The sequence below is a fragment of the Clostridium sardiniense genome (assembly GCF_050584765.1).
Lineage (GTDB): Bacteria > Bacillota > Clostridia > Clostridiales > Clostridiaceae > Clostridium > Clostridium sardiniense_A.
The window spans coordinates 42632-61583 of record NZ_JBNOOR010000001.1 but is presented as its reverse complement, the minus strand read 5'-3'; the positions used below and the strand labels follow the sequence as shown (position 1 = coordinate 61583).

Here is an 18952-nt window from a genome sequence, read left to right as displayed (position 1 = left end):
AATCACTTCCTTTCTTCATATTTAATTGCCATGAATAGAGAAATGAAGTTGGACATGTATCCAATAAGATAAAATACTATATTGAATTGGTTTTGCAATAATAACAATCCTACTATTGCTACCATTATTATTCTTATTACAAAACTAACCATAAGCATAATACCTTTTAAGCTCATGTCACTATTAATAGTCTTCTCAGTAACTGCACCACTTATTAAGAAATTTAAAATACTAATAATTGATCCCATCAAAAATGGGAAACAGTAATTTGCATTTATTAAATATGTAATTATAAGTCCCGCAGTAAGAATGATCCCACTACTTTTAAAAGTTTGTCTAAGTATTCCACTTAAATTTCCAACCATAATTTACCCCCTCGGCAATTATATTCTTAATTATAGTTTATATATTTTTTTGTCCAAAACTTGATTTCTAATTAAAATTTGTTATTTTTTGATTTTTAAACAAAATTATCTTCCAATAATTCATGTTTACTGCTACTATATCCGTTTTATTCTATTTTTCACATTTTACGAATTGAATTTTTGTTATCTATTCAATTTTCTGAATATTCTGAAATCACCTCTTTTTTTAATAGTCGTAATAAATTGGTATTTCCAATAGAAATTTTAAAATATTTGATGTTATTTCCTATTTTTGATATATATATCATATATAAGTATAATAATAACTCCGTTAAAACAGTATCAAGTTTGAATAAAAAATTTTCTTCTTATTCAATGCATTATTATATTGTTAATACTGTTTTCACTTTATTCATATTTATTGTATGTAAAATTGAGATTTTTATAGCTTTTTTAATTTATTATTATTATTTCTCGATTTTTTTTAAATGTTTTCATAAATTTGTAGTATAATTTTTTATATTTATTCACAAGTCATAAACCCGTAAAATGTACGGTTGCACTGCGACTATATGCCTAAAACATATATATTCGTTTTTAATCAAAACTGTCTATATATTTGTTAAACCTTTACAACGCATTTAAGAATATAACTAAAAACTAAGATATATTCCTAAATAGAAGAATACAGTATTAATACTATAATCATTTAATGGCCACTCGCATAGAAGGTGGCTTTCTTTAAACTAATAAAAAAATATACCTTAGAATAAAATTCTAAGGTATATTTGTATAATTATACTTATATTTTTTTATAATTATCTTTCAACAACTAATGCTGTTCCCATTCCTCCACCTATGCAAAGTGTAGCTAAACCTGTTTTAGCATCTCTCTTTTCCATTTCGTGAAGTAATGTAACTAATATTCTAGCTCCTGAAGCTCCAACTGGGTGTCCTAAAGCTATAGCTCCACCATTTACATTAACTTTGCTCATGTCAAATCCTAAATCTTTAGCTACTGCTAAACTTTGAGCTGCGAATGCTTCGTTTGCTTCTATAAGGTCTATGTCTTTAACTTCTAGTCCAGTTCCTTCTAAAGCTTTCTTTGTAGCATGGAATGGTCCGTATCCCATTATAGCTGGATCTAATCCTCTTGATCCGTATGAAAGAATCTTAGCCATTGGCTTAAGTCCTAATGCTTCTGCTTTTTCAGCACTCATTACTACAAATGCAGCTGCTCCATCATTTATACCTGAAGCATTACCAGCTGTAACTGTTCCTTCTTTTTGGAATGCTGGTCTTAATTTTCCTAATCCTTCTATAGTTGCTCCAAATCTTGGGAATTCATCTGTATCAAATACTTTTGGTTCTCCTTTTCTTTGTGGTATTACAACTGGAACTATTTCGTCTTTGAATCTTCCTTCTTTTATAGCTCTTTCTGCTTTGTTTTGAGAAGCTACAGCAAATTCATCTTGCTCTTCTCTTGTTAAATTCCATTCTTTAGCTATATTTTCAGCAGTAACTCCCATGTGGTAGTTATTAAATGCATCCCATAAAGCATCATTTATCATTGAGTCAACCATTTTTCCGTTACCCATTCTTTGACCCCATCTTGCAGTGTCTAAAAGATATGGTGCTCTTGACATATTTTCCATACCACCAGCTACAACTACATCTGTATCTCCAGCTTTTATCATTTGAGCTGCTAAACTAACTGCTCTTAATCCTGATCCACATACTTTATTAATAGTCATTGCTGAAACTTCGTTTGGAAGACCTGCTTTTATTGTAGCTTGTCTAGCAACGTTTTGTCCAAGACCTGCTTGAATAACATTTCCCATTAAAACTTCTTCTACCATTTCTGGTTTTATTCCAGCTCTCTTTACTGCTTCCTTTATTACTAATGCACCTAAATCTGCTGCAGGAACATCCTTTAATGATCCTCCAAATGAACCTAGTGCTGTTCTTACTGCACTTACAATTACTACATCTCTCATTAATAAAACCTCCCAAATTTATAATTAACAAATTTCTTAATCTTTGTTAAAGTCTTAACATACTTTTATTATAACCATTACTTTAATAATAATCAATAGTTTTTTGTTAAATTTTAAACAAATACTTTTTTAGATGATTTTTTCCCTTTTTCCTACCTTTATATTATAATATTAATAAATTACATAATTTTTTATATGAAGGAGTTTCTATTATGAAAAGAACTGATTTTATATCTTGGGACGAGTATTTTATGGGACTCGCACTTTTATCAGCTAAAAGAAGTAAAGATCCGAGTACACAAGTTGGGGCATGTATTGTAAGTCCTACTAATAGAGTATTATCTGTTGGTTATAATGGATTTGCATTTGGCTGCTCAGATGATAGCTATTCATGGGAAAGAGATGGTGATTTCCTAGAAACTAAATATCCTTATGTTGTGCATGCAGAACTTAATGCTATTTTAAATAATAGGGGTGTTTCACTTGAAAATGCAAAACTTTATGTTGCACTATTCCCTTGCAATGAATGTGCTAAAGCTATTATTCAAAGTGGCATAAAGGAAGTAATTTATTTAAGCAATAAATATTCTGATACAGATGTAGTTAAGGCATCAAAAAGAATGTTTGAGTCTGCTGGTGTGAGATTAACGGAGCTTGTGCCATCTGTTAAAAAAATTGAACTTTCATTTGATGTAGATGATATCTAAAATTCTTATATTTAAAATTATAATATCTATAAAATCCCCTATTTCTTATAAAATAGGGGATTTTATTATTTATTTTACTAATTATAAATCAAAGAAACTATTTAGTTCCGAATAATCTATCTCCAGCGTCACCAAGACCTGGTACTATATATCCATGCTCGTTTAATTTTTCATCTATTTCAGCAACGAATATATCAACATCCGGATGCGCTTCCTTTACTGCCTTTATTCCTTCTGGTGATGAAATTAAACACATTAACTTTAAGCACTTTGCTCCTCTATTTTTAAGCATAGTTAATGCATCTACAGCTGATCCACCAGTTGCAAGCATTGGGTCTACAACGATTATTTCTCTTTCTGCTATATCTTGAGGTAACTTACAGAAATATTCAACTGGTTGTAGTGTTTCTTCATCTCTATATAATCCAATATGTCCAACCTTAGCTGCTGGTATAAGTTTTAAAACACCATCTACCATTCCAAGTCCAGCTCTTAATATTGGTACAATAGCTAGCTTCTTTCCAGCTAACATCTTACATTTTGTTTTACATACAGGTGTTTCTATATCAACATTTTCAGTTGGAAGGTCTCTTGTAACTTCATAAGCCATTAACATCGCAACTTCTGAAACTAATTCTCTAAAATCCTTTGAACCTGTTTCCTTACTTCTTATAAATGCTAACTTGTGTAGTATTAATGGATGATTGATTTCTGTAACTTTACTCATTTTTAAATTCCTCCAATATATTAATTAATTATTTATTATATTTTTCTTCTATAAGAGAGATTTTATCTATTCTCTTTTGGTGTCTTTCACCTTCAAACTCTGAAGCTAAGAATGTCTTAACTATATCTATTGCAAGACCTGGTCCTACAACTCTTTCACCTAGAGCAAGAATATTTGCATTATTATGTTGTCTAGTTGCATGTGCACTAAAAGTATCTGAACATAATGCTGCTCTAATTCCTGGTACTTTATTTGCAGCTATACTTATTCCTATACCTGTTCCACAAACTAATATTCCAAAATCAAATTCTTTTGCTGCAACAGCTTCTGCAACTTTTTGTGCATATTCTGGATAATCACATGATTCAGTACTATAAGTACCAAAATCCTTTATTTCATATCCATTATCTTTTAAAAATGATATAATTTCATTTTTTAGATTATATCCACCATGATCTGATCCTAATGCTATTTTCATAACGCCACCTCCAATTATTTTCATAAGTATTTTAATTTATAAAAAAAGAAAGTGTAGCATGTAATAAAAATATTACACACTTCCATCTTTCTTTAATTTAGCTATTATACGAGGAATTATATCCTCTAACTCTTTATATATTTTATGATAAACAGAAATTGTGCTGCCGTAAGGGTCAGTTATTTCCCCTTTAACGCCAGCATATTCACATATTGAAAATACTTTGTCTTTATAATCTGGATAATTATTTTTTATAAAGTCTCTACCGTAATTAGTCATTGTTAAAACAATATCAGCCATTTCAAGCATATTCCTATTTAATTGAATAGCTTCTTTATGCTGAATATCTATATTTAATTCTTCTTTTACTAATTCCACCGAATTTTCAGTCACGAAGCTTCCTGGAACAATAGTAATGCCAGCTGATTTAGCTTTTAAGTTTGTATCACTATTCAATTTATTGAATATTTCTTCTGCAATTGGGCTTCTACATGTATTTGCTGTACATACGAAGAGTACTTTCATAAAAAAACCTCCAAACACTATTACACATTTATAACATCATGGCCTGCTGCCTTGCTTAATCTATTCATTATAGCAACACCTAAGCCCTCTTCACTAAAAGCCTCTGCAAGTATTATATCTACATCTAGATCATTAAAAGATCTTAAGGCTTCAAAAAGATTTGATGCAATTTCTTCTAAATTGTTTTCTTCCCCAAGAATAACCTTTTCTCCCTTAGGATATCTATGACTATTCTCTTTAGTTATGAGTATTCCTACTCTCTTTCCATCATCTATATAATTTTGTACCATTTCATTAATTTTTTCAATAGTTTTTTCTTTATTTCCTCTTATAATTTTAAGCTTTGCATTTGGTGCATAGTGTCTATACTTCATGCCTGGAGCTTTTGGTTTAAATTCTTCTGAATTATTAAGCAATCCTTTATCAATTACTATGTCTTTATCTATTTCTCTTAGCATTTCTAAAGTTATTCCACCTGGTCTTAAAACTACTGGAGGATATACAGTGCAATCCACTATAGTAGATTCTAACCCAACTTCACTCTTTTGTCCACCAATTATATAATCTACTCTCCCTGTAAGGTCTTCAATACATCTTTCAATGTCTGTTGGACTTGGTCTTCCACTTATATTAGCAGATGGTGCTGCAAGAGGAACTCCTGATTCCTTTATAAGTTCTAATGCCACTTCATTTGATGGCATTCTAATACCTATAGTCTCTAGATTTGCACTTGTCTTCATAGGTATTATATCCTTTTTCTCTAATATTAATGTCATTGGTCCTGGCCAAAGTTTATCCATTAATTTAGTTGCAACCTCAGGAATATTTTTTGCATATTCACTTATATCTTTTGAAGCAACGTGTATAATTAAAGGATTATCTTGTGGTCTTCCCTTTGCTATAAATATTTTTTCTACACATTCTTCTTTTAAAGCATTTGCTCCTAATCCATATACGGTTTCAGTTGGAAATGCAACTACTCCTCCATCTTTTATAACTTGTGCCGCTTCTTTTATGTACTTTATATCATTAGTTCCATCTAAAGTAGCAATCTTTGTTTTCAAAGTTAATTCCTTCTTTCTAACTTAAAGTTTGCCCACGCGCAATTTTTATATTTTCAATACAAGCTTCAGTGTAGTCCGCCTTAACACAATATTTAAATACCTCATCTAGAAAAGGATATTTCTTTAATCCACCTTTCTTCACTATTTGAAAATAGTAAATTTCATCTGGATCTAATCTTTTTATCTTATCGTATAGTTCAGCTACTTCGGGATATCTTTTTAAAAATCCTTTTGATATTAGCTTCATTCTTCTATTTCTAACTTTTGCATTACTAACTAATATTATTTTCATATAATCTTCAATACCATCAGTATGAACTATGGCTATAGTATCACATAATATCGTATTAGTTTGGCTAAATAATCCACTCGTAAACTTTAATCTATTATTTTTATATTTAAATTCAAGCTTTGTATAATCTCTTTTTTTTAAAACAGCAAGTATTATTAAAAGCTCTAAAATCAGCACATAAAATATAAAAAATTTTGTTTTGATACCTGTTAGCCATAATGTAGCTGGCAATAACAAAGCTAATATACCCATATATATGTAAAATCTTTTTATGGCTTTTTTTTCTTTTTTTAATGCTTTATAAATATCCATACTTTGCTCCTTTATATATTCTAAAAGCCTTACATTATCAATGCAAGGCTTTTTTAAAATTACTGCTCTGTATTTCCCATTTGTTTCATTTTTTCAGCTTGGTCAGCAGTTATAAGTGCATTTATAACTTCATCTATATCTCCATTTAAGAACATTTCTAATTTATAAAGAGTTAATCCTATTCTATGATCTGTAACTCTACCTTGTGGGTAATTATAAGTTCTTATTCTTTCACTTCTATCCCCTGTACCAACTTGTGATTTTCTATCTTCTGCAATTCCCGCTGCTCTTTCAGCTTCTGCTTGTTCATACAGTCTTGCTCTTAAAACTTTCATAGCTTTTTCTTTATTTTTAAGCTGTGATTTTTCATCTTGACATGATATTACTATTCCTGAAGGTATGTGTGTAAGTCTTACCGCTGAGTCAGTTGTGTTAACACATTGTCCTCCATTACCTGATGCTCTAAATACATCAAACTTAATATCTTTATCATTAATTTCAACTTCTACATCATCAACTTCTGGTAATACTGCAACTGTAGCAGTTGATGTATGTATTCTACCACTTGATTCTGTATCTGGAACTCTTTGTACTCTATGAACTCCACTTTCATATTTAAGTCTTGAGTATGCACCATTACCTTTAATCATGAATACAACTTCTTTAAGTCCACCAATTCCCGTTTCATTAGTACTCATAAGTTCAACAGTCCATCTATTGTTTTCTGCATATCTTGTATACATTCTGAAAAGATTAGCTGCAAATAACGCTGCTTCGTCTCCACCTGCACCTGCTCTTATTTCTACAAATACGTTCTTATCATCATTTGGGTCTTTAGGTAATAGTAAAATTTGAATTTCTTGTTCTAATTCTTCTTCTCTGTTCTTAAGTTCATTAATTTCGTCATGAAGCATTTCTTTCATTTCTTTATCTGATTCAATTTCAAGCATTTCTTTGTTATCTTGTAAATCTTCTATAACTTTTTTGTATTCCTTGTAAGCTCCTACTATTATTTCTAAATCGGCATGTTCCTTACATAGTTTTCTCCACTCGTTTTGGTTTGCCATAATTGAAGGATCGCTAATCTTTACTGATAATTCATCATACTTGTTTTCTATGAATGCTAATTTATCTAATAACATTTTATCACTCCGTACTATCTAATTTCATATTTAAGTATTATATCACATATTATAATCCTTTTTCAATAAGGGTAAAATATCCTATAACTACTCTATCATGTCCTGCTAAGTCCTTTATAACTCTTACATCATTAAAATTATTTCCTTCCATAAGAGCTTTTACCTCATCTCCTTGATCATGCCCAATCTCAAATGCTAATATTCCTTTTCCCTTTAAAAGAATTTTACTTTCATTAACTATTCTTCTATAAAAAATAAGTCCATCTTCTCCTCCGCTTAGAGCACTGTGAGGTTCGTATCTTTTAACATCATCCATTAAAGTTCTTATTTCTTCTTCCTTTATATATGGAGGATTTGAAACAATGATATCATATTTCTTATCTTCATCTATAACAGCTTCCAGTAAGTCACTTTTAATAAATCTCATTCTATCTTCTAATTTATGTTTTTTAATATTTTTAATTGTGATTTCTTCTGGTTTTTCAAAATAATCTATTGAATCTACATTAATATTTTTTCTGTAGTGTGCAAGTGATATACCAATTGCACCACTCCCTGAACATAAATCACATACATCTAACTTCTCATCATCACTTATATGATTTAAAACTTCTTCAACTAATATTTCTGTATCTCCTCTAGGAATTAATACGCCCTCTTCAACATAGAAATCTAAACCCATAAATTCACAAGAACCTAAAATATATTTAATTGGCATCTTTAACTTTCTTTTCTCTATAAGCTCTAGATACTTTTTCTTATCATTATTATTTATATTTTCTTCACCATGAGTTAGTATATAAAGCCTATCTCTACCTATTATATGTCCTAATAATAATGTAGCATCTAATCTTGCATTTTCCTTATCTACATCTAATAATATTTTTGTTCCTTCATCTAAAAGTTCTGTTATTGTCATTTCTTCCTCCGGTAATCCTTCAGCCGCTCTTAAAGATCTAATTGCAACTTCTATCTGAGAATCATCTGGCTCTCTTGTTGTAATCTCTTGTAATTTTAATCCTGGAGCTGCAATAATTTTTGCTAGCTTATTATCAGACTTTCCAAGCCACTTTATAAGCTCATAAGTTATTCCTGACACAACTGGTATTAGTATTATTCTAAGTAATAGCCTTTCCCAAAAACTTCCCCATCCAGTAAAGGCAAAAACTATTATACTTACAAACATTATAAGAAATAAAAAATTTGTTCCACACCTTGGGTGAAACCTTGAGTATTTCTTTACATTTTCAACCTTTAAAGGTTCTCCAGATTCATAACAAAATATAGTCTTATGTTCAGCACCATGATACTGAAATAACCTATATATATCGTCTAATTTACTAATTCCCCACATATATAATAGTAATATTCCTATTCTAATAGCTGCTTCTATCATATTAAGACCTATGCTAGATATATTAAGTTTAGAAAAAAGCGAAGCAACTCCTGTAGGTATTGCAATAAATAAAAATGCTGAAAGTATAAATGAAATAAACATTGTAAAAGTAATTATTACATCATTGCTTTTATCTCCAAATTTCTTTTTAAGCCAATCTTCAAAAGCTGAAGGTTCAGTATCTTCAAAAAAAGATGCTGAATAATTTAATGATTTTATTCCTTGTACTAAAGAATCTATAAGTATAAAGCCACCTCTTATAAATGGCATATTTAATATCTTGTATTTTTTTGTAATTGGTGTAATTTTTCTGACTTCAACTTCGATGTTACCATCTTCTTTTCTTACAGCTGTTGCCATTCCTTTATTTCCTCTCATCATTACACCTTCGATGACAGCTTGACCACCCACATCACATTTCTTCAATATATATCCCCTCCTTATTTTTGGTTCTTATATTTAAAGTAACACTCTCCACATAATGATTCATAATGAACATCACCTATATTATCTATAGCAACTTGCTGACCTTCAAATACAAACCTATCATTTATCTTTCTCGCATTAACTACAGCCTTACTACCACATTTACATATAGTTTTCATCTCTTCTATACTGTGTGCAATTAATAGTAGTCTTTTACTTCCTTCAAAACCTTCCATCTTAAAATCAGTTCTTAGACCATAACATATTATAGGAATATCTAGTGTTACTGCAACTTCAAATAATTCATCAATTTGATTTTTTTTCATAAATTGGACTTCATCTACTAAAATGCAATGTAATTTCCCATACTCTTTAACATTGTTTTTAACTATATTACAAATATTTTCATCATTTTGAACTAAAACATCAACATCTCTAACTACTCCCAATCTAGAAACAAGTTTATTACCACCTTTTTTATCTGTTGATGGTTTCATTAATAAAACTCTCATTCCTCTTTCTTCATAATTATGAGCAACTTGCATTAAATGCGTTGATTTTCCTGAATTCATAGCCCCATATCTAAAGTATAATTTACTCAATCCTTTTCTCTCCTTCTACATTTCAGTTAATAATGATTATAGCATTTATGCACCTTTATAAAAAGTTTTTTTTAATTTTGTCTTTTATTGACTGTGCTATATTCCTATGATATACTCTAGTAGTTATTTATTGTACAATGCTACAATAAAACTAAAACACAAAGAGGTGAAAAACATGAGAGAAGGCATACATCCAGAATACCATCACGACGCAGTGGTTAAGTGTGCATGTGGAAATACTTTTACAACTGGTTCAGTTAAAGATGAACTTAAAGTAGAAATATGCTCTAAATGCCACCCATTCTTCACTGGTAAGCAAAAAATCGTTGATGTTGGTGGAAGAGTTGATAAATTCAACAAGAGATTCAACATTAAAAAATAAGAAATTTAGGGAAAGACTTCAAGTCTTTCCCATTTTCTTTTTTGCTAAATTTATTTTAATTATACTGAAATAATGTTAAACTATATTTATATAAAAAATTATATGAAGCGAGTGAATTGAATGAAGAGAGTTCTTATATTAACTACTTCTACTGGGCAGGGACATAATCAAGCAGCTAAATCACTTAGCGAATTGCTTCAAAAAAACGATTATGAATGCATAAGTTATGACTTTTTAAGTAATAGTAGTAAGTTCTTAATAAATGCTGTAGTAGGTGGATATGAAGTATCTGCAATGAGTTTTCCAGGTATTTATGGTTTTCTTTATAAACTAACTAATAATAGATTTATAAACACGCTAGATAATATACCTTTTTTATTTGTGAAAAAGAGACTTGCTAATCTAATTAGCTTAAAAAAACCCGATATAATAATATCCACTCACCCTTTATGTATCTGTATAATGGATAAACTAAAACAAGAAGGCTTAAACATACCTTTCATTTCAGTTGTTACAGATTTTAAGGCACATTATACATATATAGGAAAGAATGTTGATGCTTATATAACAGGAAGTGACTATACTAAGCAATCTTTAATAAATAAAAATATAAAAAAAGATAGAATTTTCCCTTTTGGTATTCCTATAAGAGAATCTTTTTTTGATAGAGATAAAAATATTCCTCATATAAAGGGCAAAGAATACTTTAATATATTACTTATGAGTGGAAGTATGGGGTTAAAAGATATTTCTTATGTTCTTGATGAATTATTAAAAAATGATAATAAACTTAGAATTACAGTTGTTTGTGGAAATAATAAAAACTTAAAGCATAATTTAATGAAACATTGCACTAAAGAATATAAAGATAAAAAATTGCATATATTAGGTTTTTCAAATGACATATCTTCATTTATGGAATATTCAGACGTTATAATTTCAAAACCTGGAGGACTTACGGTTACTGAGTCAATCGCAAAAAATTTACCTTTAATAATACCGTTTGCAATACCTGGGCAAGAGAAAGAGAATACTGAATTTCTTACTAAAGAGGGATATGCATTCCACGTAAATGATATGAAAGAAATTAATCCTATAATAGATTCATTAATTGAAAACCCAGCTATTCTTGAAGAAATGAAAAATAAATTAAAATCTTTAGCAGATACATATTCATCATCTTCAATAGTTGATTTAGTAAATCATTTAATTAGTAATAAAGACTGATACAAAAAGTCATTTAACTTTTTGTATCAGTCTTTTTCTTCTAAATATTATTTTTTTCAAATACTCTTATAAACTCTTCATTATCTTTAGTTTTACCTAGCATTTTAATTAGATTTTCTGTTACATTATCTACATTTCCATCTGTATACATTATTTTTCTAATTGCAAATGCAACTTCTCTTTCTTCATTGCTCAATAATAAATCTTCTTTTCTTGTTCCTGATTTATAAATATCTATAGCTGGGAATATTCTTCTCTCTTGAAGTCTTCTATCTAAGTGTACCTCCATATTACCAGTACCTTTAAATTCTTCAAATATCATATCGTCCATTCTTGAACCTGTATCTACAAGAGCTGTGGCAAGAATTGTTAAACTACCGCCCTGTTCGATATTTCTTGCAGCCCCAAAGAACTTCTTAGGCATTATTAATGCACCAGGATCTAATCCCCCTGTTAATGTTCTTCCTGTTGGAGTAATTGTTAAATTATACGCTCTTGAAAGTCTTGTTAAACTATCTAAAAGAATTACAACATCTTGACCTTGCTCAACTCTTCTTTTACCATGTTCTAATACCATTTTTGATACCTTCTCATGATTTTGAGGTTCTTCATCAAATGTTGAATACATCACCTCTCCATTTATCGATCTTTGCATATCTGTAACTTCTTCTGGTCTTTCATCTATAAGTAATACTATAAGCTTAACTTCCGGACAATTTTTTGATATATTCTGAGCTAATTTCTTTAAAAGTGTTGTTTTACCAGCCTTCGGTGGTGCAACAATCATACCTCTTTGTCCCTTTCCCAAAGGACAAATTATATCCATTAATCTTGTTGAAAGATCATTTTCTCCCTTAAGTTCAAGTCTAATTCTTTCCTTTGGATATATTGGAGTTAATTTTTCGAACTTAGTTCTTCCTACAGCCTTTTCAGGATTCTCATCATTTACTTTTTCTAAGTATATTAATGCTTTAAACTTTTCTCCTTCTTTAGGCTCCCTAACCTTACCTTCTAATTTATCTCCAGTTGATAGGTTAAATCTTCTAATTTGAGCTGGGGATACATACACATCTTCATTACTACTTAAGCAATTCTTTCCTCTTAAAAATCCAAAGCTATTATTTTCTTGAATCTCTAATATACCTGATACTGTAACAGCTTGAGCCATATCATTTTGATTATGGTTTCTATCTCCTTGATTGTTATATCTTCTATCACTTTGTGTATGATTTCTCTCACTTTGAGTGTAATTTCTATTTGTATTCTGATAATTATTTTGCTGATTTGAATAATTATTTTGTTGATTTGGGTAATTATTTTGATTACTTTGAGTGTTGATTTCTCTAGGCTTAGGTGATATCTTTTCTTTTAATATAACACCATTTTTTTCTATAGAATTTACTTTATTCTTTATAATTTCATCTATTAATTCACTTTTTTTATATTTTGATATATTTTTTATATTCAACTCTTTAGCAACTTCTTTTAAACTTGCTAAGGTCATACCTTCGTAAACTTCTCTTGTCAAAATGACACCTCCATATTTAGTTCAATATTTATATAAAACTTAAATTCACTCTTTAGGGAACTCTCAAGGTAAGATTCTTAGATAACTTGACTTTTATTTTATTATCCTTCAATACCCTTATGTTTGCAAGGTATTTAGGGTATTTGTTTATAATTAATTAAAAAGATTCATTTTATAATAATTATATTTATAATCTTCTCCTAAAATAGATAAAGGTATTCTAAAAATTTAGAATACCTTTATTATATATAATAATTTATTTTACTTTTCTTTTAAAGCAGCTTCTATAAATCCATCAAATAACGGATGTGGTCTATTTGGTCTTGATTTTAATTCTGGATGGAATTGAGCTGCAACAAACCATGGATGATCCTCTATTTCAACTATTTCAACTAATCTTCCATCTGGACTTGTTCCTGAAATTGTCATACCACTTTCAGTAATTTCTTTTCTAAATTCATTGTTGAATTCATATCTATGTCTATGTCTTTCATATATGATTTCATCTTTATATGAATCATAAGCCTTTGTTGTCTCATCTAACTTACATGGATATAATCCAAGTCTCATTGTTCCACCTAAATCTTCTATATCCTTTTGTTCTGGCATAATATCTATAACTGGATATTTTGTTTCTTGATCTAATTCTGAACTGTGTGCACCTTCAAGACCTACAACATTTCTTGCAAATTCAATTACTGCACATTGCATTCCAAGACAAATTCCAAGGAAAGGTACTTTATTTTCTCTAGCCCATCTTATAGCTTCTATCTTACCTTCTACACCTCTATCTCCAAATCCACCTGGAACTAAAACACCATTTACTCCAGCTAAAACTTTGTCTACATCTTGAGTTTCTAATTCTTCTGAATTTATCCATTTAATTTTTACATTAGTGTTATTTGCAAGACCACCATGACTTAAGGCTTCTACTACTGATATGTACGCATCATGTAATTCAACATATTTACCAACTAACGCTATTGTAACTTCATTTTCTAAGTTCTTAATTCTTTGAACCATGTCTATCCATTCACTATTGTCAATGTCTTTACATCCAAGGTGTAATTTTTCACATACTAAATTATCTAACCCTTCAGCATGTAACATTAAAGGTACTTCATAAAGATGTTCAGCATCTAAATTTTGGATAACTGATTTTCCATCCATATTACAGAATAAACCTATCTTATTTTTAATATCATCTGATAATTCTTTTTCTGATCTACATACTATTATGTCTGGTTGTATACCGATACTTCTTAACTCTTTAACTGAATGTTGAGTTGGTTTAGTTTTAAGTTCTCCTGCTTTTCCAAGGTATGGAACTAATGTAACGTGTATAAAACAAACATTTTCAGATCCAACTTCACTTCTAACTTGTCTTATTGCTTCTAAGAAAGGTTGTGATTCGATATCTCCAACTGTTCCACCGATTTCTGTTATAACAACATCAACATCTCTTTCTTTTGAAACTCTATAAACTTTTTCTTTTATAGCGTTAGTTATATGAGGTATTACTTGTACTGTTCCACCTAAGTATTCCCCTCTTCTTTCTTTTGATATAACTGACCAATATATTCTACCAGTAGTAACATTACTATTTTGAGTTAAGTTTTCATCGATGAATCTTTCATAGTGTCCTAAATCTAAATCTGTTTCCGCTCCATCATCAGTTACAAATACTTCTCCATGTTGATATGGGCTCATTGTTCCTGGATCTACATTTAGGTATGGGTCAAACTTTTGTATTGATACATTTACCCCTCTATTTTTTAATAATCTTCCAAGTGATGCTGCTGTAATTCCTTTTCCTAATGCTGAAACAACTCCACCTGTTACAAATACATACTTAGTTCTTTTGTTCATTTTAGTTCCTCCCTATGAGAAAATTTATTTTTTTATTGACATATAAACTATCCAAAGTTATAATAGATATTACCCCATAAATTTCATTTATGGGGTATTCGTGCTAAAACAATTCTCTTTAAATAACATAGATAATATAGTATCACATTTATTTTTTAATATCTAGTCATTTTTTATTTATATTTTGTTCATTTCTTATTTTCTTTATAATTCTGCGTCTATTTTTTTCTCTATTTCAAAATATTTATCTCTAAATTTCTTATTTATCAATAATTTTTCTTCAGCTTTCTGGTAGTTATAATGTATGCTTTTTCGTGTTTTAACATTTAAAACTTCTTTTAATTCCTCTTCACTCCAACAATCATATTTTTTCAAAAATAAAATCAGTAAGTATTTCATATCTTTTTCCTTTAATATATCCAATAATTCTTCTTTAGATATGTTATTAAAGGCACATACTTGTTTTATTATTCTAAAATATTTTTCCTCATTAATCATACACATTCCCTCCTTTTATTAAATTATTCCCACTTTTGATTTTTATAGACAAGATTTAATTTAAACGAAGTTTATAAAAAAATCACCCTGCCAAATTAACGTAATCGTAATCTAGTAAGGTGATTTTATTATGCTTTTATATCTAATTTTAATTGTGTCTTAAATGATGGTTGCCCCTCTACTTGCATTTCATACTTTATCTCAACATTCCCGCCATCTTCTGTCATATCTATTTTTAACTCTTTAGTATCAATTGTTAATTCTAACATTCCATAAGGTGTATTATATAAACAAACAGATGGTTTACCTTTTTCAAAATGCATTTTTGTTGTTGTGCTTCCTTCTCTTTCAAGAATGATATATTCATCACCAATTCTAAGCTTTGTATCCGTTCCATTCATTCCAGATATCTCAGTCTCTTTATACATTGCAATTATTTCATCATTCTCATTCTTTAAGCTACCTGGAGTAACTACTTCTATGAGTTCTTCATTTTCCATAGTAGCATTACTAACTATCTTAATAATCGCCTTTTTTTCCAAAATGTTATACCTCCTTATTTACCTTGTATTATGTACTTATTTATCTCATCTTCACTAGCTGGTTTAACTTTTAAAGTTCCGTCAAATTTACATCCAAATTTTCCATAAGATATTTCTACCTCATCTAGGTCTTTCCCCTTGCAATATCTGCCTGCTATCTTAGCTGCTAATTCCTTATCTTCATCATTATACTTTCCACTTATAACTATCATAGCACCATTATGACTTGTTGGATATAATACTAAATCCTCTTTAGTTAAAACATTTTTTATTCTGTCACCCTCATCTTTAGTTCTAGTAGCTATTATCTTACAACCATTTTCACTAACAAAATGTCTTCCAAATCTTAATAATTCTATTTCTTTTGGAGATACATCACCATTTCTTTCAAGTGATTCTTTAAGTCTTAATGAGTAGTTAGGCTCTGTTAATCTGCATCCTCCCGCAGGTGATGGATAATCTTTTATTCCCCACTTTTCTGCAAGTTCCATTTGTACTTTTCTACTTCTTCCTGATATATCAAGTAATTTTTCTCTATCTACTAACCCTGATTTTTCCATTTCAGTTTCATCTAAATTTTTTGCACATAAAGGTCTTAGTATAATATCCTTAAAACCTGATTCTTTTCTAACTTTATTTAAAGCTTGTCTATTTTGAGACATTGGTCTTTGATTTAAAACTTCACCTGTTATTATAAAATCTGCATTAAATTTTTTTATTAATTCTCCTGAATATCTCATCATCATAGCATGACAATCTATACATGGATTCATATTTTTTCCCCATCCATTTTTAGGATCTTTAACCATTTCAAAATGTTCAACTGAAAAGTCAACAACCTCTAAAGGTATGCCTATTTGTTCAGTCATTCTTTTAGCATTTTCTTCATCAAAGAAATATGATTTAAAACATATTCCTATTACTTCTATTCCTTGATCCTTGATTAATTTTGCTGATAATATACTATCTAATCCACCTGATATCATAGCTAGTGCTCTAGTCATTAAAATTTCCTCCTAATAATTAGTTTATTTAAACTTTAACTATCCCAAATTCATAATTTGTTACAAATTATAGTTTATGATTCTTCATTAGTTTTATCAAGTTAATTTTTAAGGTAACTATTAAAATAATTCTTTTATAACTTCTACAATCTTAAATTTAATATTATACTCTTTTTTTTCATCTATCTTTGTATCATCCTCTATTTTATTAACTTCTTCATCTATTTTATTATCCTTATCATTCTCTTTACTATTTCCATTTTTACTATCATTTTTCTCTACAGATTTATTTTTACTATCATTTTTCTCTACAGATTTATTTTTACTATCATTTTTCTCTACAGATTTATTTTTATTTTCAACAACTTTATTCATTTGTCTTTCTGTCTCATTATATGCGACCTCACCTTTAGTTACATCTACAAAGCATAATGGCGGAAACATAACACACCACCAATTTTGTCCTGATGATTTTCCTATTAGGATTCTATAGGCTTCATATTCTCCTTGTGGTAATACTATATTTCCATATATCTTTTCTGGGAAATTCTCTCTTGAAAGTTCGCTTTTAACACTATAATTATATCCATTTTCTTTTATAACTCTTTTAGCTATATCAATAACCTTCTTATCATTTCCTTTAAGTATTTCTCTAGATTCTTCTATACTTGATGACTCATCTAGTAACGGTGTAAGGAACTTAATTACTTCATCTCTCACTTTAAGTTTTAGTTCCTGATCCTCATCAGTATCACTATTTGCAATTACGTGAAATCTAATTATTTCATCTTGCACACTATCATAATCATAAGTGATTTCACTATCTACCTTTAAGTTACCTACTTCACTGCTTGTACACCCTGAAAATAACATTGAAATTATAATTAATATAAATGCATAAAATACTTTTTTCATAATAAAAACCCCCTTACTAGTAATCATTATTACCAGTTAAAGGAGTTCTATACATATATATTTATTTTATATTGTTCTTGTTATGCATACGTCTTTATATTTCTTTTTCATTATATCATAACACTTTTGTGCTTTAACCATATCATCAAAAAACGCAAATACAGTTGGACCACTTCCGCTCATCATACTTCCAATTGATCCACATTCAATCATTGATTGTTTAATGGAAATTATCTCTTTATACTTTGCAAGAGTAACATTTTCAAGTAAATTCTTCATATTACTTGCTACATATTTTAAATTATCTTCTTCTATGTTTTTAATAAGCCCTTCTACATTAGGATGGAATACAACTTTTGACAAATCAAACTCTTGATATACTACCTTTGTTGAAACACCAAAAGGAGGTTTTACTAAAACTAATATTTTATCTTTGAATGGTTTTAACTTAGTTATCTTCTCCCCTATGCCTTCACAAAGTGCTGTTCCTCCAATTATACAGTAAGGAACATCCGCACCCAGTTTAACACCTAAATCCATCAATTCTTGATCACTAAGATTAGTCTTAAACATCTTATTCATGAGTTTTAATACAGCTGCACAATCTGTGCTTCCACCAGCTAACCCAGCAGAAACTGGTATGTTTTTGTTGATTGTTATGTTAACTCCTGATTTAATATTAAATTTATCCATAAATAGCCTTGCTGCCTTATAAGCTAAATTTCTTTCATCAGTTGGTACATATGGCTTATTACAATTTATTTTTATTCCCTTATCTATCTTTTCTATCAATATCTCATCGTATAAATCTATTGCTTGCATTATCATTCTTAATAAATGATATCCATCTTCTCTTTTTCCAATAACATCTAATGCTATATTAACCTTAGCATATGCCTTTGCTTTCATTACACATATCCCTTCCCTCTGTCAATGTTATCTCATATTTTATCA

19 protein-coding genes and 1 pseudogene are annotated in these 18952 nt (G+C 29.3%); 3 read left to right on the top strand and 17 right to left on the bottom strand.

The window, feature by feature from the left end:
- Positions 1 to 2: 2 nt before the first annotated feature.
- Positions 3 to 365: an ATP synthase subunit I gene (locus ACQPUW_RS00285; protein ID WP_430835523.1), complete on the bottom strand. Its 363-nt coding sequence runs from the start codon at positions 363 to 365 to the stop codon at positions 3 to 5.
- Between the two features lie 818 nt (positions 366 to 1183).
- Complete coding sequence (locus tag ACQPUW_RS00280) at positions 1184 to 2362, bottom strand: acetyl-CoA C-acetyltransferase (protein WP_430835522.1); 1179 nt, start codon at positions 2360 to 2362, stop codon at positions 1184 to 1186.
- Between the two features lie 212 nt (positions 2363 to 2574).
- Between ACQPUW_RS00280 and ACQPUW_RS00275 the strand changes: the two genes are divergently transcribed.
- On the top strand, positions 2575 to 3069 hold the full coding sequence (locus ACQPUW_RS00275) for a deoxycytidylate deaminase (RefSeq protein WP_430835521.1): 495 nt from the start codon (positions 2575 to 2577) through the stop codon (positions 3067 to 3069).
- Between the two features lie 97 nt (positions 3070 to 3166).
- On the opposite strand, the gene upp is transcribed toward ACQPUW_RS00275, so the two are convergent.
- The 8 genes from upp to ACQPUW_RS00235 all read right to left on the bottom strand — a co-directional run bounded on the left by upp (position 3167) and on the right by ACQPUW_RS00235 (position 10033).
- A complete protein-coding gene (gene upp, locus ACQPUW_RS00270) occupies positions 3167 to 3796 on the bottom strand; it encodes a uracil phosphoribosyltransferase (RefSeq protein WP_430835520.1) in 630 nt (209 codons plus the stop codon).
- A 28-nt stretch (positions 3797 to 3824) separates the two neighbouring features.
- Positions 3825 to 4274, bottom strand: a complete 450-nt coding sequence (rpiB, locus tag ACQPUW_RS00265; RefSeq protein WP_430835519.1) for an RpiB/LacA/LacB family sugar-phosphate isomerase — start codon at positions 4272 to 4274, stop codon at positions 3825 to 3827.
- A 72-nt stretch (positions 4275 to 4346) separates the two neighbouring features.
- On the bottom strand, positions 4347 to 4799 hold the full coding sequence (locus tag ACQPUW_RS00260; RefSeq protein WP_430835518.1) for a low molecular weight protein arginine phosphatase: 453 nt from the start codon (positions 4797 to 4799) through the stop codon (positions 4347 to 4349).
- 20 nt (positions 4800 to 4819) lie between these two features.
- Complete coding sequence (locus ACQPUW_RS00255; protein WP_430835517.1) at positions 4820 to 5863, bottom strand: L-threonylcarbamoyladenylate synthase; 1044 nt, start codon at positions 5861 to 5863, stop codon at positions 4820 to 4822.
- Positions 5864 to 5879: 16 nt separating this feature from the next.
- Positions 5880 to 6467 (bottom strand): hypothetical protein, encoded by a 588-nt coding sequence (locus ACQPUW_RS00250; RefSeq protein ID WP_430835516.1) that lies wholly within the window; start codon positions 6465 to 6467, stop codon positions 5880 to 5882.
- Positions 6468 to 6526: 59 nt separating this feature from the next.
- Positions 6527 to 7609: a peptide chain release factor 1 gene (prfA, locus tag ACQPUW_RS00245; protein WP_430835515.1), complete on the bottom strand. Its 1083-nt coding sequence runs from the start codon at positions 7607 to 7609 to the stop codon at positions 6527 to 6529.
- A 49-nt stretch (positions 7610 to 7658) separates the two neighbouring features.
- Positions 7659 to 9431 (bottom strand): peptide chain release factor N(5)-glutamine methyltransferase, encoded by a 1773-nt coding sequence (gene prmC, locus ACQPUW_RS00240; protein ID WP_430835514.1) that lies wholly within the window; start codon positions 9429 to 9431, stop codon positions 7659 to 7661.
- 14 nt (positions 9432 to 9445) lie between these two features.
- Entirely contained in the window at positions 9446 to 10033 is a 588-nt protein-coding gene (locus tag ACQPUW_RS00235; protein WP_430835512.1) for a thymidine kinase, read from the bottom strand.
- Positions 10034 to 10208: 175 nt separating this feature from the next.
- Between ACQPUW_RS00235 and rpmE the strand changes: the two genes are divergently transcribed.
- Both rpmE and ACQPUW_RS00225 read left to right on the top strand, forming a co-directional pair.
- Positions 10209 to 10415, top strand: coding sequence for a 50S ribosomal protein L31 (rpmE, locus tag ACQPUW_RS00230; protein ID WP_430835511.1), 207 nt, complete (start codon positions 10209 to 10211; stop codon positions 10413 to 10415).
- A gap of 120 nt (positions 10416 to 10535) precedes the next feature.
- Positions 10536 to 11642, top strand: a complete 1107-nt coding sequence (locus ACQPUW_RS00225; RefSeq protein ID WP_430835510.1) for an MGDG synthase family glycosyltransferase — start codon at positions 10536 to 10538, stop codon at positions 11640 to 11642.
- A gap of 40 nt (positions 11643 to 11682) precedes the next feature.
- Here ACQPUW_RS00225 and rho read toward each other — a convergent pair whose 3' ends face one another.
- The 7 genes and pseudogenes from rho to ispE all read right to left on the bottom strand — a co-directional run bounded on the left by rho (position 11683) and on the right by ispE (position 18907).
- On the bottom strand, positions 11683 to 13170 hold the full coding sequence (gene rho, locus ACQPUW_RS00220; protein ID WP_430835509.1) for a transcription termination factor Rho: 1488 nt from the start codon (positions 13168 to 13170) through the stop codon (positions 11683 to 11685).
- Positions 13171 to 13431: 261 nt separating this feature from the next.
- Positions 13432 to 15039, bottom strand: a complete 1608-nt coding sequence (locus tag ACQPUW_RS00215) for a CTP synthase (protein WP_430835508.1) — start codon at positions 15037 to 15039, stop codon at positions 13432 to 13434.
- Between the two features lie 204 nt (positions 15040 to 15243).
- Positions 15244 to 15537 (bottom strand): hypothetical protein, encoded by a 294-nt coding sequence (locus tag ACQPUW_RS00210; RefSeq protein ID WP_430835507.1) that lies wholly within the window; start codon positions 15535 to 15537, stop codon positions 15244 to 15246.
- 128 nt (positions 15538 to 15665) lie between these two features.
- A complete protein-coding gene (locus tag ACQPUW_RS00205) occupies positions 15666 to 16079 on the bottom strand; it encodes a DUF1934 domain-containing protein (RefSeq protein WP_221861086.1) in 414 nt (137 codons plus the stop codon).
- 14 nt (positions 16080 to 16093) lie between these two features.
- Positions 16094 to 17083 carry a tRNA 4-thiouridine(8) synthase ThiI gene (locus ACQPUW_RS00200; RefSeq protein ID WP_430835505.1) on the bottom strand — a complete coding sequence of 330 codons (990 nt, stop codon included), beginning with the start codon at positions 17081 to 17083 and terminating at the stop codon, positions 16094 to 16096.
- Positions 17084 to 17407: 324 nt separating this feature from the next.
- A pseudogene (gene spoIIR, locus ACQPUW_RS00195) lies at positions 17408 to 17998 on the bottom strand (stage II sporulation protein R); the annotation flags it as partial.
- A 66-nt stretch (positions 17999 to 18064) separates the two neighbouring features.
- Complete coding sequence (gene ispE, locus ACQPUW_RS00190; RefSeq protein WP_430835504.1) at positions 18065 to 18907, bottom strand: 4-(cytidine 5'-diphospho)-2-C-methyl-D-erythritol kinase; 843 nt, start codon at positions 18905 to 18907, stop codon at positions 18065 to 18067.
- Between the last annotated feature and the right edge of the window lie 45 nt (positions 18908 to 18952).

Bases quoted from the DNA above. Each gene is read 5' to 3' on its own strand.
- prfA (WP_430835515.1), bottom strand. From the start codon at position 7,609: ATGTTATTAGATAAATTAGCATTCATAGAAAACAAGTATGATGAATTA.
- rpmE (WP_430835511.1), top strand. From the start codon at position 10,209: ATGAGAGAAGGCATACATCCAGAATACCATCACGACGCAGTGGTTAAG.
- ACQPUW_RS00210 (WP_430835507.1), bottom strand. From the start codon at position 15,537: ATGATTAATGAGGAAAAATATTTTAGAATAATAAAACAAGTATGTGCC.
- ACQPUW_RS00260 (WP_430835518.1), bottom strand. From the start codon at position 4,799: ATGAAAGTACTCTTCGTATGTACAGCAAATACATGTAGAAGCCCAATT.
- ACQPUW_RS00215 (WP_430835508.1), bottom strand. From the start codon at position 15,039: ATGAACAAAAGAACTAAGTATGTATTTGTAACAGGTGGAGTTGTTTCA.
- upp (WP_430835520.1), bottom strand. From the start codon at position 3,796: ATGAGTAAAGTTACAGAAATCAATCATCCATTAATACTACACAAGTTA.
- ACQPUW_RS00285 (WP_430835523.1), bottom strand. From the start codon at position 365: ATGGTTGGAAATTTAAGTGGAATACTTAGACAAACTTTTAAAAGTAGT.
- ACQPUW_RS00200 (WP_430835505.1), bottom strand. From the start codon at position 17,083: ATGACTAGAGCACTAGCTATGATATCAGGTGGATTAGATAGTATATTA.
- ACQPUW_RS00280 (WP_430835522.1), bottom strand. From the start codon at position 2,362: ATGAGAGATGTAGTAATTGTAAGTGCAGTAAGAACAGCACTAGGTTCA.
- ispE (WP_430835504.1), bottom strand. From the start codon at position 18,907: ATGAAAGCAAAGGCATATGCTAAGGTTAATATAGCATTAGATGTTATT.
- ACQPUW_RS00275 (WP_430835521.1), top strand. From the start codon at position 2,575: ATGAAAAGAACTGATTTTATATCTTGGGACGAGTATTTTATGGGACTC.
- rpiB (WP_430835519.1), bottom strand. From the start codon at position 4,274: ATGAAAATAGCATTAGGATCAGATCATGGTGGATATAATCTAAAAAAT.
- ACQPUW_RS00250 (WP_430835516.1), bottom strand. From the start codon at position 6,467: ATGGATATTTATAAAGCATTAAAAAAAGAAAAAAAAGCCATAAAAAGA.
- ACQPUW_RS00225 (WP_430835510.1), top strand. From the start codon at position 10,536: ATGAAGAGAGTTCTTATATTAACTACTTCTACTGGGCAGGGACATAAT.